This is a genomic window from Pseudoalteromonas sp. Z9A6, from assembly GCF_011378805.1.
In the GTDB taxonomy this organism is placed as follows: domain Bacteria; phylum Pseudomonadota; class Gammaproteobacteria; order Enterobacterales; family Alteromonadaceae; genus Pseudoalteromonas; species Pseudoalteromonas distincta.
Genome location: NZ_WTKZ01000047.1, coordinates 1 through 14446 on the forward strand (window position 1 = coordinate 1; position 14446 = coordinate 14446).

General features: G+C 37.6%; 16 protein-coding genes and 2 pseudogenes. 6 read left to right on the plus strand and 12 right to left on the minus strand.

The features are described 5' to 3' along the window. Positions 1–56: 56 nt before the first annotated feature. The 3 genes and pseudogenes from GQR53_RS15425 to GQR53_RS15435 all read right to left on the minus strand — a co-directional run bounded on the left by GQR53_RS15425 (position 57) and on the right by GQR53_RS15435 (position 1752). Positions 57–692 (minus strand): SGNH/GDSL hydrolase family protein, encoded by a 636-nt coding sequence (locus tag GQR53_RS15425; protein ID WP_165744450.1) that lies wholly within the window; start codon positions 690–692, stop codon positions 57–59. A gap of 8 nt (positions 693–700) precedes the next feature. Further along, on the minus strand, positions 701–1213 hold the full coding sequence (locus GQR53_RS15430; protein WP_165744426.1) for a DsrE family protein: 513 nt from the start codon (positions 1211–1213) through the stop codon (positions 701–703). Positions 1214–1278: 65 nt separating this feature from the next. Then, positions 1279–1752 (minus strand): annotated as a pseudogene (locus tag GQR53_RS15435) (flavodoxin family protein). A gap of 77 nt (positions 1753–1829) precedes the next feature. Here GQR53_RS15435 and soxR point away from each other — a divergent pair. The 3 genes and pseudogenes from soxR (at position 1830) to GQR53_RS15450 (ending at position 4341) form a co-directional block, all read left to right on the plus strand. Further along, positions 1830–2312, plus strand: coding sequence for a redox-sensitive transcriptional activator SoxR (gene soxR / locus GQR53_RS15440; RefSeq protein ID WP_165744427.1), 483 nt, complete (start codon positions 1830–1832; stop codon positions 2310–2312). A gap of 445 nt (positions 2313–2757) precedes the next feature. Continuing rightward, the gene (locus GQR53_RS15445; RefSeq protein ID WP_231619991.1) at positions 2758–3201 is read left to right on the plus strand and encodes a hypothetical protein; all 444 of its coding nucleotides are present in this window, start codon (positions 2758–2760) and stop codon (positions 3199–3201) included. Between the two features lie 54 nt (positions 3202–3255). Further along, positions 3256–4341, plus strand: a pseudogene (locus tag GQR53_RS15450) (rhomboid family intramembrane serine protease). Between the two features lie 213 nt (positions 4342–4554). Here GQR53_RS15450 and GQR53_RS15455 read toward each other — a convergent pair. Both GQR53_RS15455 and GQR53_RS15460 read right to left on the minus strand, forming a co-directional pair. Then, on the minus strand, positions 4555–5073 hold the full coding sequence (locus GQR53_RS15455) for a transthyretin-like family protein (RefSeq protein WP_231619990.1): 519 nt from the start codon (positions 5071–5073) through the stop codon (positions 4555–4557). Between the two features lie 25 nt (positions 5074–5098). Next, on the minus strand, positions 5099–5482 hold the full coding sequence (locus tag GQR53_RS15460; protein ID WP_165744428.1) for a DUF1294 domain-containing protein: 384 nt from the start codon (positions 5480–5482) through the stop codon (positions 5099–5101). Positions 5483–5533: 51 nt separating this feature from the next. On the opposite strand from GQR53_RS15460, the gene GQR53_RS15465 reads away from it, so the two are divergent. Then, on the plus strand, positions 5534–6064 hold the full coding sequence (locus GQR53_RS15465; RefSeq protein ID WP_165744429.1) for a hypothetical protein: 531 nt from the start codon (positions 5534–5536) through the stop codon (positions 6062–6064). Between the two features lie 60 nt (positions 6065–6124). Here GQR53_RS15465 and GQR53_RS15470 read toward each other — a convergent pair whose 3' ends face one another. Then, positions 6125–6667 (minus strand): carboxymuconolactone decarboxylase family protein, encoded by a 543-nt coding sequence (locus GQR53_RS15470; protein WP_004334524.1) that lies wholly within the window; start codon positions 6665–6667, stop codon positions 6125–6127. A gap of 112 nt (positions 6668–6779) precedes the next feature. On the opposite strand from GQR53_RS15470, the gene GQR53_RS15475 reads away from it, so the two are divergent. Beyond that, a complete protein-coding gene (locus GQR53_RS15475) occupies positions 6780–7367 on the plus strand; it encodes a TetR/AcrR family transcriptional regulator (RefSeq protein WP_165744430.1) in 588 nt (195 codons plus the stop codon). A gap of 103 nt (positions 7368–7470) precedes the next feature. Here GQR53_RS15475 and GQR53_RS15480 read toward each other — a convergent pair whose 3' ends face one another. The 5 genes from GQR53_RS15480 to GQR53_RS15500 form a co-directional block, all read right to left on the minus strand. Next, positions 7471–9591: a methyl-accepting chemotaxis protein gene (locus GQR53_RS15480; protein WP_165744431.1), complete on the minus strand. Its 2121-nt coding sequence runs from the start codon at positions 9589–9591 to the stop codon at positions 7471–7473. A 107-nt stretch (positions 9592–9698) separates the two neighbouring features. Continuing rightward, positions 9699–10916, minus strand: a complete 1218-nt coding sequence (arsJ, locus tag GQR53_RS15485; RefSeq protein ID WP_165744432.1) for an organoarsenical effux MFS transporter ArsJ — start codon at positions 10914–10916, stop codon at positions 9699–9701. 24 nt (positions 10917–10940) lie between these two features. Further along, positions 10941–11951: an ArsJ-associated glyceraldehyde-3-phosphate dehydrogenase gene (locus GQR53_RS15490; RefSeq protein ID WP_165744433.1), complete on the minus strand. Its 1011-nt coding sequence runs from the start codon at positions 11949–11951 to the stop codon at positions 10941–10943. A 32-nt stretch (positions 11952–11983) separates the two neighbouring features. After that, positions 11984–12340, minus strand: coding sequence for a metalloregulator ArsR/SmtB family transcription factor (locus GQR53_RS15495; protein WP_024594484.1), 357 nt, complete (start codon positions 12338–12340; stop codon positions 11984–11986). A gap of 156 nt (positions 12341–12496) precedes the next feature. Next, the gene (locus GQR53_RS15500; protein WP_165744434.1) at positions 12497–12925 is read right to left on the minus strand and encodes an organic hydroperoxide resistance protein; all 429 of its coding nucleotides are present in this window, start codon (positions 12923–12925) and stop codon (positions 12497–12499) included. A gap of 129 nt (positions 12926–13054) precedes the next feature. On the opposite strand from GQR53_RS15500, the gene GQR53_RS15505 reads away from it, so the two are divergent. Next, entirely contained in the window at positions 13055–13501 is a 447-nt protein-coding gene (locus GQR53_RS15505) for a MarR family transcriptional regulator (protein ID WP_165744435.1), read from the plus strand. On the opposite strand, the gene GQR53_RS15510 is transcribed toward GQR53_RS15505, so the two are convergent. Further along, a complete protein-coding gene (locus GQR53_RS15510; RefSeq protein WP_149593265.1) occupies positions 13498–14397 on the minus strand; it encodes a LysR family transcriptional regulator in 900 nt (299 codons plus the stop codon). The two genes, GQR53_RS15505 and GQR53_RS15510, sit on opposite strands and share 4 nt — an antisense overlap. Positions 14398–14446: the final 49 nt, after the last annotated feature.

Genomic DNA, 14446 nt, shown 5'->3' on the forward strand with positions numbered 1-14446 from the left:
ATAGCTAAAAAAGATCCTTAGAAAATAATTTGTCTTGGTGAATAGTTACGATAGATTTAACAATTATTGAGTAAATTTTGAACCAATTGCGCTATTTTAAAGCCTATTGCCAAATGTTGGATATCATCAAAATGAATCCCATCACCATCTGTTATGCTAATGAACGAGTTAAAATCAATAAAAGCGCACTTATTATTAGCTGCAACGCTTTTAAATGCACTAGAGAGCTTTGTTGCTTTTGTATCAGCCTCTTCATAAATACGTGAATACTGCCCGGTAATTCTTATTTTAGGTGGGCTAGCAATAATAATCTTAGGGGATTTTAAAGTACTACCTTGCTGATAATAAAAGTGTATTGAGTTAATTAAATCATTCAAGCCATCTGCTATTAAACTAGGTGTTAAATTAAAACGTTTTTTAAGATCGTTTGTACCAAGAGCTATAATAATAAAGTCGAGATCATGCTTATCCAAATAAGGTTTTAAATAGCTAACACCATTGAGCACAACGTCAAACGGGGGATTATGCACTAACGTGCGATTAGGTTGCCCTGCCTCTATTACGTTAAAACCACACCCTAAGTTTTTATTTAAAAGTGATGTCCAACGGGTATTTTCATCAAAACGTTTACCCGTTACAGGGTTTAAGCCCCATGTATTTGAATCCCCAAAGCAGAGAATGTTTTTTATTATTTGAGTCATTAAAATGGATTGAGCGTATAGCCTTGCTGTTGAAGTTGTGCGTGAGCGGTCATAGCTGAAAGCGACATCTTTACACCCTCAATTAAAAGCGCTGGCGTTACTTTAAAGTGAGTAGCAGATTGCCCGCAAACATACACTTTAGTGTTGTTTTCTAGTAGCTGCTCAATTAACGCTTGATTTTTATTGTCAACGTTAAAGCGTTTTTTATATTCGCTATTAGCTAACACATCAACACTTGCGCTGCCGTGCACAACTAATGCAAGTTGTATGTTTTCAGGCTTTACGCCATGCGCTAAATGCATGTTAATAAAACGCGCTAGCGAATTTATTGAATTATTTTGCGCGCCTTTTTCAGCGCCATCAGCAACATCAAATGCTATTTTAAATACCGTAGCGTCATTAATTTCATCATGCTCGGGTACATTGTAATAATTACCATCCCCCTTAATTGGTTGCTCTGTTGCATATATTAAAGGGCTAAAAAGCAGCACTAACAATAGTAAATATTTCATAAAACAATCCTGTGTTTTTTAAGATTATTACTAAACTACCAGAGACAACCAAAAAAGGCTGCAATTTAAGCAACCTTTTGGGTACTTTTATGGCTGTGGTTAATAAACTGCATACCTAAATAACTAAACGTATTTTTAAACTGCTCTACAAAACAGGCGGGGGCTTCACTTGATGACGCATTAGAAAGCACTGAAAAATGCTTACTACGTAAACTACGAAGCTTAGGTTTTAATGCTTCATCGTCCATATAATCGGTTATTCTATCGATAAATAATTTCATTTGTACCGTGGTGCTTTATCAATAAACAGGAGACGCGAACACCCAATGATCATATTTTAAAAGTGCTTCAAACACAGCGTAAAAATCATCATTTTTATAGTTTTTGTTATAGCAGTACGGCGCAATTTTATAATCATCTAAGCATATTACACGCACATTATTTTGCTCTGCAAATCCATTAACGTGCGCCTGTGTATTACCATTTTTGCGTGCGCTTGAATAAATAATAACAGTGCTACGCTCAAGTTTTTGTTGCATTTAGTTAGCTCCTTTTTTAATGTTGAAAGAAGCTTAAAACCTCAAGTTATATTGAGGTCAAACGGAAAATAAAAATAATGCCAATAGATCAAAAAAAACTAACTGAGGCCAACTTAACCGTGGGTTATGTAGCAAAGCGTAGCGGCGTAAAAGTATCAACCCTGCATTTTTATGAAACCAAAGGACTAATACGTAGCTGGCGAAATGGCGGCAATCAACGCCGCTATAAAAAAGATGTACTGCGCCGTATAGCGGTAATAAAAGCCGCACAAGCAATGGGAATAACCCTTGATGAAATTAAACAAACACTGGCAACATTACCTGATCAGCGCACACCCACGCAAAAAGATTGGGCAGCCCTTTCAAAGCAATGGCAAGCACAGCTGGACGAGCGAATAGCGTATATGCAGCGTTTGCGAGACAAGGTAGACAGCTGCATAGGATGTGGCTGTTTATCACTGAAAAGCTGCCCTATTTATAATAAAGACGACCATTTAGGCAAAACACAAAACGGTGCAGTATTTTTAAATTCAAAGGTTGAAAGTATTTTTCAAGAATGACCTTTGTTATATATTTAAAATAAAAACTAATTAGCCATAACTTAGTATTATCAATTTTATATATACCAATATACTTACCTCATGAGCAAAACATAGCTTTTCTAGCACAGAATTCTTATTTGCTTTAACTGTTAAATGAGGAAGAGCCATGGCTGCTTGTTTTATTTTTAATCACAAAGTAATCAATTGAAACCTTTAACGGTTTTGATATGGGGATTTTAGTAGTTGTGCACTTAAAGTATAATTACTAAAGATTCATTACCCACTCTCCTTAGGAAATGAGTAAAGTTTACGTCTGCATGTACATGCAGGTCGAAACGTAAAAAAGTATATTCAATACGGATAGTAGCATTGCAACTGGTTAATTTTTAAGTATTCTTGTGCGCTTAAAAAGGTCGATCATAAAGAGCTCAAAAGTACTGGTTTTTGGTTAAATCAATTTTTTATGGTTATTTCTACCGTATTTGGTGTTTATTTGGCTGCTCAAAGCGGTTTAGAACAAGCGCTTAAGTTCGATTCATTTAGCAAAATGGAAGATAACTACTATTTGCGTACATCGCTCTATGACGAAGTTAATGATAACGCAAATACGGTAGCTAAGTATGCAGAACGCTTAGCGAAGAGCCCGCCAAAATCAGAAATGGAATTTTTTAAACCCACACTTGAGCAGTACATATGGAAAACCATGCAGTTTTCGCCTACTACGCTTGAAACACCAAGTGAATTTTTGACTAAAATACGTCGGTTTTATTCTCGAGCTGATTTTATCATTAATGCCGCAATAGAAAGAAAAATGTCTGCTAAGCAGGCTTCTATCGAATTAGCAAAAATAACAGACTCAATTAAAACTCAAACGCTACCCGCACTAAAAATAGCGCTAAACCATTAAAAATGGAATTACAGCAGAATGACATTTCTGTTGGTTCGTTAAAGGAGCTAGAAAATGCCAACTAAGAGCTGCCCACATTGTAAAGACCATCCATTAGAAGTAACCAATTATCAAGGCGAAGAAATAGATATTTGCTGTGAATGCGGTGGCTTATGGTTCGAAAAAAATGAAGTAAATCGGATGATTTCCGAAATAAATGAAGGCCCTGAAGGTGATAAATTTGAAACTCACTTTGGTGAACTATTAGGAATTTCTGAGCTTGACTGCCCTGATTGTAAAAAAAGCTTGGAACGTTTTCACTTACTTGAGGCTTTTCATACCGAAATAGATGTTTGTAGACACTGCGATGGCACATGGATTGATAAAGATGAGCTTGAAAGTGTTGAAAATAGCCCTGAAATAAAAGCGAGTTTAGGCGAGCTAAATCAAAAAGTAAGTTGGAAAACTTACTTGTTCCAATTTTTAACGCAAATGCCTGTTGAATATAATATTCAGCCACAAAAGACCCCCTGGGTAACTCGCGGTCTTATTGTCTTAAACACACTGATTTTTGCACTTTACTTTTTAAACCCGAGCTCATTTAGCTACGTCATTGATAACTTTGCCATGACACCTGCAGATTTAAGTAAAGGTAATGAGCTATGGACTGTATTAACTTGCGTATTTTTACATGGTTCCATAATGTATCTAGTTGGCAATATGTACTTTTTATATATCGTTGGCGATAACTTAGAAGATGTTTTAGGACACAAGCGCTTTTTGTTATGGTACTTGGCCTGTGGTCTACTCGCATCATTTGCTAGCTACATTGTAAACCCTATGTCGAATATTCCAGGCATGGGTGCCAGTGGTGCGATAGCCGGTTTATTTGGCATGTATCTGATGTGGTTTAGGCACGCAAGCCTTACTTTTATGTTTGTAATTTATCAGAAGAAACTTTCTGCGGTATGGTTTTTTGCTATTTGATTAGGATTTAACATTTTTGGTGCAGTAACAGGCCCTGATGACATTGATTATGGTGCACATATTGGTGGCTTTATAGCTGGACTAATTATTGGTTATATTTTGAAAAGTAAAATATTAGAGCAAAACCCTATAATTCGTTTACTAAACCAAAAAGAAGCACAGTTAAAACGTTAATCATCATATTAAAGCCACTAATAGATGAACATTAGTGGCTTTATCAAACTTCTCACTAATTTCTATAACTTATACCAATCCGCAATAATACTTAATCATTTTGTGGGGCTAAACGTGTCGCTACCTGCGTTAAAAAACTCTCATTTAGAACAACTAAATAGCGAATTTTTTGCCTAGCTATCAACACGTTTTTCAGCCCTCAAAATAGACCACTTAATTAAGCGAATTGGTATTACAACGCGTATAAACTGTATAAAATTGACCCGTATTTTTTATCGGTATATCGTACGTTGTAGCCTCTTCACCAAGCTCGCATTCAAAGTTATTTAATATATCAGATAGCAGTGCTTGCTCTTCGGTGAACTGTATTGTGGTATACCACAAGATTGAATCTTCATCTTTTTTGTTTCCAATATAAATACTCTGTAGCAAAGAGCTATTAAAAAACATGTTTGAAGGCTTTGAACTACGTATTGTTTTATTATCGAAATAAAAGTAACCATTGTTATCACTTATGGCTTCATCAATATAAGTATCACCGTAAATCAGCTCTCTTGTTACTTTAACGCCCTGTTGGGGCTCACCATTATTTAATAGTCTGCCTTTTACAGGCAACGACAACGTAACGTTTTGTTTATTAAAAAACCCAAACATGTCTGCACATCCTTGCAATGGTATTAATAAAAATAAAATAAGCGTTAAGGTCACGCCAGCCGATCTTGTATTAGTCATAAAAAGTCCTTTTCCTATTTATACTTTAACCTAACAATAAATCTGGAAAATAAATAGCGATAATACTGCATCCTACATTAATTAAAATACATAACCACAACATCACTATAAAACGTCGCTTTTGCGATTTATGGCGAAGTAATTGTTGAGCAAGTAATGCCCCCGGCCATCCTCCAAATAATGCAAGTAGTTGCAGTGTGCGCTCTGGCGTACGATTTACTTTTTTATGTGAAGAGCGCTTAGCTTGTCGCTTATCCCACGCGTACATTAAAAAAGTGATAGCACTTAATACACTTATATAACCAGGTACATATATTGGTATATAAACAGGTAAGTATTGCAGTAGGTAAGCCAGCCAAATGGCGGCTAAATAAAGTAATGAGAATGTGATTAATATTTTCTTTATCAATTAATTATCGCCTATACTTGGCATTGGTATTACAAAAACAAGAGCCAAATTATGACATATTTTAAAGCGATATTCTTAGTCTTATGCTTATCAACATTTAATAGCTATGCATCCGATACATTCACCAACCTTGATAAAGAACTTGCCGTATTTAAGCCCTATTTAGGAACTTGGCAGGCTGACTTTAAAGTACCTGAAGGTGCTAAAAAAATACAAGATGTTGGCCGTTGGGAGCGTGCTTTAAACGGTAAAGCGATACATACCAAGCACTCTATTAATGAAGGTGAGTATGGCGGCGAGTCGATGATTTTTTACGACAGTAAAAAAGAGTCTTTGGTATTTTACTATTTCACAACCGCAGGATTTTATACTAAAGGGGCTATGAAAGTCCTCAGCCCCACTCAATTTGTAGCTTATGAAGATGTAACTGGTAGCCAAGATGATATTACAAAGGTTAAATCAATGAGTGAACTAAAAGACGATAAATTTATTGTATCGACCTCTTATTTAAAAAAGGGTGAGTGGACAAAGCCCGAACAACGTATTTATACACGCAGTACAAAAACGGTTAAGTTTAAATAGCTGTGATTTAAAAGCACAAAAGGCAGCCTAGGCTGCCTTTTGTCATTTATAAAACCGTATTTATTTTACGTATTTTTTAAATGGCGCGTCTACTGGTGTATCAGCAAGGTGATTAGTGTAGTTGCTCATTACTTTTTGAGACAAGCCTACAATAATTTCAAGTAGCTGTTGCTTAGCGTAACCTGCGGCAAAGAATTTTTCGATTTGCTCATCGCTGATCACGCCACGTTCACGTGTCATTGCAAGTGTAGTTTCACGAAGAGTTTCTAGCTTAGGGTTTTCAAGTGGTGTTTTGTTAACAAGTGCGTCAACAATACCTTGATCTACCTTCATTGCCGCTGCAATACCACTGTGAGCAGGAACACAGTAATGACAGTCGTGCTCTACGTTAATTGATTGCCATACTACTGTTAGCTCTTCTGCGTTGAATGATGTTTTTTGAAACAACTCATGCAGTACTTGGTAACCTTTAAGTAATGTTGGTGCTTCAGCCATTACTGCATGTAAGTTAGGAAGCATACCAAATGCTGCTACTGAATCAGCTAGTAACGGTTTTGCTTCTTCTGGTGCGTTTTCTTGAGTGTATAAAGTAAATTCGGCCATGGTTAGCTCCTAATAATTAATAGTTTTAAGTAACTTCGAGACACATAGCATTTGATTTTGAGCGACTGTTCAAGTTAAAATTGAGCAAATGTTCAAATTAATTGAGAATGATATGGCTAATAAGGTTAAATTTGAACGCGATAATGTAGTTCGCGTTGCTAGCCAGCTATTTTGGCAAAAAGGTTTTCATGCAACCTCAACGCGTGACTTACAAGAAGCCGTTAATATGCGCCCCGGTAGTATTTACTCTGCGTTTGGCTCTAAAGAAGGTCTATACTGCGAATCGCTGAAAGATTACACAGTACAAATGAAAACCCAAATAGAGGGGTTTTTATCAAGTGCCGATACAGTACTTGGTGGATTACGTGCGTTTGTTGAAAACGTGGTAATTAAAACAAAAGATTACAGCCCAAGCGCTATTTGTATGCTGGTTAAAGCAAACAGCGAGTTTGCAGAAAAAGACTCAAACCTATACGAGTTAAGCTTAGATTTAACAGCTCAATTTGAAGCTTATTTAACGCAGTTGTTTACACAAGCAATAAACAAAGGTGAGTTAAGTAATACGTTGACCGCTGTTGAATATGCGCGCTTTTTTCAGGTGCAATTTACAGGTTTACGCGGTTATTTTAATCGTCCTAATGTAGAGCAATTTGCTGAGCCAATGATCAACCAAATGTTTATGTTGATTAAAAAGTTATAAATAGCAGTTATCGCGCATTCTCAACAAGTTATACTTATTTTACTAAATAAAAATGGCCAGTATTAACTGGCCATTTTTTTGTGCTTAAAACTTAATTTATAAGTTACGTTTTAAGCTTATTTAGCTCATTATCTTGCTGGGCAACAAGTGCATTAAGCGCTTCGCTGCTATCCCCTGCTTGTGTAGATAAGTCAGCAAGTTGCGATGCGGCATCAGATATAAGCGTTAAATTACGGTTTATTTCTTCAGTCACTAAGCTTTGCTCTTCGGCAGCGGTGGCAATATGTGTAATTTGATTGGTTATTTCATCAACTTTAACTACAACACTGTGCAGAGCATCAAAAGCTACAGATGTTTCATCAACGGCATTTTGTGCACGTACTACGCCTTTTTCAATAACGGTAGATGCGTTACCTACTTCAGATAGTAAACTATCAATTAACTGGCTTATGTCATCTGTTGATGAACGCGTTTTAGAAGCAAGTGCACGTACTTCATCAGCAACAACGGCAAAGCCTCGCCCATGCTCACCAGCGCGCGCAGCTTCAATGGCTGCGTTAAGTGCAAGTAAGTTTGTTTGTTCTGAAATAGTACGAATTACATCTAATATTTGCGTAATGTCTTTACTACGCGAAGCGACTTTTTCAACTGCTTGGTTGGCTTCTTTAATTTCTTCAGACATCGTTTTAACTTCTGTCATCGCTGACGATAAGCTCGACTCACTACTTACTACCAAGCTATTTATTTCATCGGCTTGTTGGGCTGATTGCTCTGATGCTCTGGCGACTTCGAGTGCTGTTGCGCTCATTTCGTTCATAGCCGTTACCACACTTTCAATTTCTTGAAATTGAGATTGAACATTATGCTTAGTATCAATAGCGATGTGTTGTGCTATTTCGCCTTGCTGTTTAGTTTGCTCAGACACCGCTTTTAGTTCAGAAATTAAATCACGTAGTTTTGCTAAAAATCGATTAAACCCACCAGCTAATGCAATAAGTTCTGCGTGGCTATCAACATGCAATGTATGCGTTAAATCACCCTCAGAACTTGCGAGGTTATCAACCCGCTGTTGAATTTGTTGTAGCGGCGCTATTACACCTGCAATTACTAATTTCATAATAACAAAAGCAACCACAGCAATTATTAAGCCTGTAATTAAAATAATAAACCCGAGTGATGCTGCTGTTTCTTGCATGTTTTTTTCTAGCGCTTCAGGCCCTGCAAGTGCTAGGTCTGTAGGTACTTCTATGATTAATGACCACTGAGTGTTTGCTAGTTTTATATCAATTGGATAATTTACTAAATATTCACTATTTGTTTTAAAAATACCGCTTTGCCCTTTAGACTTTTCAATATCATTAAATATAGTAGAACTAACAGCCTCTTTAATTGGGCGCCCTAATTTAGATTTATAATGACTGCTGCCTACAACTAAACCTAAATCACTTAATAAGGTTACTTTAGCTTGACCATTGTAAAGCTGCTTAGAAAGCTGCTCAGTCATTACTTGAAAGGTTGGTAGAGTTAAATCAACGCCTGCTAAACCAATAAACTGGCCTGACTTTAAAATAGGCACGGTTAACGAAGTTAGCATTACCGAATCGCCCGATGGGATTTCGTATAAATACGGTTCCATAATACAAGGCTTAAGTGTGTCTTTTGCGCACAAATACCACTGCGCTTCGCGAATACCAAACTCATTAAGCGTTGTTATGTATTTATCGGCGGCATTCGCTACTTTTTGTTGTTCAATTATGCCTTTTTGATCGCGAGTTATGTATACCTCTAACGTACCAGCACTATCTACTGAATGCTTATACCCTTGTTGATATTGAGAGTCTTGCCCATCAAAAGCGTTTGGTTCAAATTGAGAATAAATAGATGATAAGAGAGTGTTTTGTTCTAAAACCGCTTTATTTATACTGACAACTGTATCTCGGTCTAAAGTGCTTTGTTTTGCTGCATCGCCAAGTAATGCCGCTAATGAATAAGGAACACGGTAAGCTTCATTAATAAAGCCAGCAATTTTTTCTCCGTATCCAGCCGCATGAGCATTAAGCTTTTCTTCTACTTCTACAATAATGTACTCTTCGGATTTGGTCGCTAACTGCTTATTACTTGATGATAACTGCCACCACAAAATGCCTGATAGCACTAGTACAGTTATAAATATACTACCGACACTTAGCCAGAGTAACTTTTTTGCTAACGATATTTCTCGCATTCATCACACCCTTTAAATTAAAACTACTGATACAGTTTAGTAGATCTAATCAATGAAGCTATGAATATCGTTAAACAAATTGAATTTAATACAATACGTTGAGTTTTTTAAAGTTTAGCCAAACGTGCCGTTGTAATTGAGGCTGCAATTAATAAACATACACTTACCCATAAACACGCACTAAGCCCATATACTTGAAAAACCCAGCCAGAAAGCACCGTACCAAGCAAACGCCCTATCGCATTGGCCATATAATAAAAGCCAACGTCGAGCGACACCCCATCGTTTTTAGCAAAACTTACTATTAAGTAACTATGCAGCGATGAATTTACAGCAAATACACCACCAAAAATAAGTAAGCCGATTACAAGCGTAAAATGTACCGCTACATCAAATTGCATCAACAACGCTAAAATGCCAGTTACGCCACTTAATAGAGCAACCCACCAATACGCTTTTTTGACTGAATGTGAGTTTGAATCACTTTGCCCTGTTATACGCGGTGCTTGCGACTGCACCAATCCATACGCAATTACCCACAAAGCCATAAAGCCGCTTACCCACCAATGATCCCAGTTAAACTGAGCGGCTAAGTAAACCGGCAATGCAACCACAAACCATACATCGCGCGCCGCAAATAAGCATAAACGCGCTGCGCTAAGTAAGTTAATTGCCCGCGATTTAGAAAATAATTCTTTAAACTTAGGTTTGTTTTTAGCTTTACCAATATCGCCTTTTAAAAAAATTAAACTAATAACCCACGCAACACTAAGTAAAATAATTAGACTTATTAATGCCCCCACAAAACCAAATACAGTTAGTAATAAGCCGCCTAAAAAAAAGCCCACCCCTTTTAAAGCATTTTTAGAGCCCGTAAGTATGGCAATCCATTTATATAATTGGCTTTGCCCTGCATTGTTTTGCGGTACTAAATACTTAATGGCGCTCTTTGCACTCATTTTATTTAAGTCTTTTGCTATGCCACTCAGTGCTTGCGCTGCCATAACATAGGCAACGGTTAGCCAATCCCCAGGCACGCAAAGCATAGCTAAAGCTACAAGCTGCAGCCCAAGCCCTACATTCATGGTTTTGTTTAACCCTAAATATGCCCCAAGCCATCCACCTACTAAATTGGTGATTACGCCAAAAATTTCATAAAACAAAAACAACATGGCTATCGCAAATGCGCCATATCCCAACTGATGAAAGTACAGCACCACCAGCATGCGCAGTGCACCATCAGTTAAAGTAAATGCCCAGTAATTACCGGTAATTATTAAATATTGTTTTATAGAACTTGGTAAATTAGCTAACTCCGCAAGCATGAATTTAAACCTTTTTAAACGAGATTAAACCACATCACTTTGTGCAACTTTAAGCATTAGCTCAGCCGTACGATTTGCATAACCCCACTCGTTATCATACCAAGCATATAATTTAAGCTGAGTATTGTTAATTACCATAGTTGAAAGCGCGTCTATGGTGCAGCTACGTGGATCTGTTTTATAATCTATAGATACAAGCGGTCTTTCTTCGTAGCCTAAAATGTCTTTTAGCTCGTTATTTGCAGCATTTTTAAACCAAGTGTTTACTTCATCTTGTGTAACACCGCGCTCAAGTTCAAAAACACAATCAGTAATGGATGCGTTAGTAAGAGGTACACGCACAGCATGGCCGTTTAATTTCCCCTTAAGCTCAGGGAAAATATGCGTAATAGCCGTTGCACTACCGGTTGTAGTAGGAATTAAACTAGTACCGCACGAACGCGCACGGCGTAAATCTTTATGAGGGGCATCAATAATCGTTTGGGTATTAGTAATGTCGTGAATAGTAGTCATTGAGCCGTGTTTAATGCCCACTTTTTCTTGCAGTACTTTTACTATTGGCGCTAAACAGTTAGTTGTGCAAGAAGCAGCTGTAACAATTTTATGCTCACTTGGGTTATATAGGTCATCGTTTACACCCATTACTACATTTAAAATACCGTCTTCTTTTACTGGTGCTGTTACCACAACACGCTTAACACCTTGCGCTAAAAATTGATTTAACAGCTCAGTGGTTTTCATTTTACCGCTGGCTTCTATTACTACATCGCAATCTGACCAATCAGTTTCATTTATGGTTTTGTTGTTGGTAACTGCAATCGTGTGTTTACCCACACTAAAGCTATTATCATCACTAGTAACCTGCTGCGCTAAGCGTCCGTGTACTGAGTCAAACTCAATTAAATGTGCGTGTGTTTTAGCATCGCCCGCTACATCATTTACTTTAATAAACTCTATTTCTGGCCAATCAACTGCTGCACGCAGTGTTAAACGCCCCATACGGCCAAAACCGTTAATACCTACTTTAATAGTCATAATTAAATACCTTTAATAAGTTAATTTATTAGTTAGTTACAACAGCTAGCCGCACGTTCAGGGCGATTACCCATAGCGTTTAAGCGCGTTAAATCGTTTTTGTAAAATAAAGGGTTAGCATTGAGCGTTTGCGTTAATACATTTTTAGCCCACTCTGGCAGTGCTTTATTAATACTGTAGTACACCCATTGATTTTGTTTACGGTCGCTTAATAATCCGCATTGTCTTAACTGCGCTAAATGGCGAGATACCTTAGGTTGGCTTAATTTAAGTGCAGCAACAAGCTCGCATACACACAGCTCTTCTTCGTGGCTAATTAGCAGCATTGCTTTTAAACGTGTATCGTCCGCTAGGCATTTATAAAATTGAAGTGGGTTGAATTGTTCCATACTGTCCTCACTGTGCTTATGCATAGACAATAAAACAAAATAACAACATATGGAATAGTGAATATACGATTTTTCGTATATTTATTTTTTTGACCTCAAAAACAAAAAAGCACACAAGGTTATTGTGTGCTTTTTAAATATTAGCGAGTTTTGTTATTAAATAACCGACAGCTCAACTTCAATATTACCGCGTGTTGCGTTTGAATATGGGCATACTAAGTGCGCTTTATCTACAAGCTCCTGTGCTTGCGCTTTATCCATATCACCCAGCGACACTGCTAGCTTAACTGCAATACCAAAACCACCGTCAATAGCGCCAATCGATACTTCTGAATTAATGTGCGTGTCACTTGGCAGAATAATTTTCTCGCTGCCTGCTACAAATTTAAGCGCGCCAATAAAGCATGCCGCGTAACCTGCTGCAAATAACTGCTCTGGGTTAGTGCCTTGTCCGTCGTCTCCGCCTAAACCTTTAGGTGTTGATAGTTTTACATCTAAACGGCCATCATCAGATTTAGCTACGCCTTCGCGGCCGCCAGTTGCAGTTGCTTTTGCTGTGTAAGCTACGTTTTGTAATACATTCATAATGAACTCCAAAGTTTAAAATAGGGTGTTAATTTAGTTTGTGTGCAAAATAATAGAACAAGTAATTAGAGATTGCAAATACTTTGCATGCAAATTAAAATAGCATGTATTGAAATAAAGGATAACGTTATGCCGTTTAAGCAATTAAAGTTAAAAAATCAGTTATGTCATCGTTTATACATGGCATCTAACAGCATTGCGCGTGCGTATCGCGAGCCTTTAAACGAGCTAAATTTAACTTACCCGCAATACGTAGTAATGATGGCACTGTGGGAGCAAGACGAAATAACAATTGCAGAGCTAATAGATAAAACCGCTATTGATGGCGGCGCTATGACCCAAATACTCAAAAAAATGACCGAAAAGTCTCTGCTAGCAGTAATTAAAGACGAACACGATAAGCGTAAACGCCTAATTCAGCTTACCCAAAGTGGACAAGCCCTTAAAAACGGAGCCGCTGATATTCCAAAAAATATATTATGTAAGTTTGAAAGTGTAGACCCCACACAAGCCACACAGCTTATGCAGCTGCTCGATTTAGTAGTAAATGATTTAAATACTAAGACTATTACTTAGCCCACTAATGTTGCTATTTTTTGCTGAATAAAATCTCTAAATGCGGTGATAACCGGGGTCATTTGGCGTCTATCAGCGTACATCATGTATAGCGGTAGTGGATCGCTTTGCCAGTCAGGGCATAAATGTACAAGCTCACCACTAGCCAAAGTTTCTATTACATCTAAATACGATTTATAGGCAATGCCTTTACCTTCAATAGCCCAGCGCCTCACCATTTCTCCATCGTTAACTATGTGTTGGCAATTTAGCTGCACTTTTTGCACCGCGCCACTTTTATAAAAACGCCACTCTTTAAATACTTCGCCAAAGCGCATAAAAGTAATTGTTGTGTGATCGGCTAAATTTAGTGGATGAGTTAAAAGCCCATGTTTGGCAATATAATCAGGAGACGCCACTAAAACACGCGCATTATTTAAATATAAAGGAATAGCAATAAGCTGTGAATCTTTTGGAACACCAAAGCGCAGCGCAATATCTATTGATTGGCTGTAAATGTCGCTTACTTCGTCACTTAAATGCAGCTTTAGTTTTATATGCGGGTATTGCGCTAAAAACTCATTTAGCCAAAGGCTTAACTTATTACGCCCTAAATCACATGGCGCCGACACCTGTAAAGTACCGTTAACCTGCCCTGCTGATATTTGTACTGCTGCAACGCCTTGTTGCAATAGCGCAAGCGAATCTTTGGCATAACTTAAAAACTGATCCCCCGCCACACTCAAGCGTAAGCTGCGGGTAGAGCGAATAAACAACACGTTTCCTAAGTCTTTTTCTAGCCGTTTAATGGCTGCACTTACCGCTGCTGGGGTTTGCGCGTTTTGCCGTGCGGCTTCAGAAATGCTGGCGCAACTCGCTACATCTATAAAAGTTTGAATATCGTTAAATGATCGCATATTTTCAATTTAAATTTGAAAGTGCTTTAGTTTTTCATGTCTTTTTCTA

Excerpts from the sequence above, each read along its gene's own strand:
- GQR53_RS15430 (WP_165744426.1), bottom strand. The coding sequence starts at position 1,213 with ATGAAATATTTACTATTGTTAGTGCTGCTTTTTAGCCCTTTAATATAT.
- GQR53_RS15445 (WP_231619991.1), top strand. The coding sequence starts at position 2,758 with ATGGTTATTTCTACCGTATTTGGTGTTTATTTGGCTGCTCAAAGCGGT.
- GQR53_RS15500 (WP_165744434.1), bottom strand. The coding sequence starts at position 12,925 with ATGAATGTATTACAAAACGTAGCTTACACAGCAAAAGCAACTGCAACT.
- GQR53_RS15470 (WP_004334524.1), bottom strand. The coding sequence starts at position 6,667 with ATGGCCGAATTTACTTTATACACTCAAGAAAACGCACCAGAAGAAGCA.
- GQR53_RS15455 (WP_231619990.1), bottom strand. The coding sequence starts at position 5,073 with ATGACTAATACAAGATCGGCTGGCGTGACCTTAACGCTTATTTTATTT.
- GQR53_RS15475 (WP_165744430.1), top strand. The coding sequence starts at position 6,780 with ATGGCTAATAAGGTTAAATTTGAACGCGATAATGTAGTTCGCGTTGCT.
- GQR53_RS15465 (WP_165744429.1), top strand. The coding sequence starts at position 5,534 with ATGACATATTTTAAAGCGATATTCTTAGTCTTATGCTTATCAACATTT.
- GQR53_RS15495 (WP_024594484.1), bottom strand. The coding sequence starts at position 12,340 with ATGGAACAATTCAACCCACTTCAATTTTATAAATGCCTAGCGGACGAT.
- GQR53_RS15510 (WP_149593265.1), bottom strand. The coding sequence starts at position 14,397 with ATGCGATCATTTAACGATATTCAAACTTTTATAGATGTAGCGAGTTGC.
- GQR53_RS15490 (WP_165744433.1), bottom strand. The coding sequence starts at position 11,951 with ATGACTATTAAAGTAGGTATTAACGGTTTTGGCCGTATGGGGCGTTTA.
- soxR (WP_165744427.1), top strand. The coding sequence starts at position 1,830 with ATGCCAATAGATCAAAAAAAACTAACTGAGGCCAACTTAACCGTGGGT.
- GQR53_RS15480 (WP_165744431.1), bottom strand. The coding sequence starts at position 9,591 with ATGCGAGAAATATCGTTAGCAAAAAAGTTACTCTGGCTAAGTGTCGGT.
- arsJ (WP_165744432.1), bottom strand. The coding sequence starts at position 10,916 with ATGCTTGCGGAGTTAGCTAATTTACCAAGTTCTATAAAACAATATTTA.
- GQR53_RS15505 (WP_165744435.1), top strand. The coding sequence starts at position 13,055 with ATGCCGTTTAAGCAATTAAAGTTAAAAAATCAGTTATGTCATCGTTTA.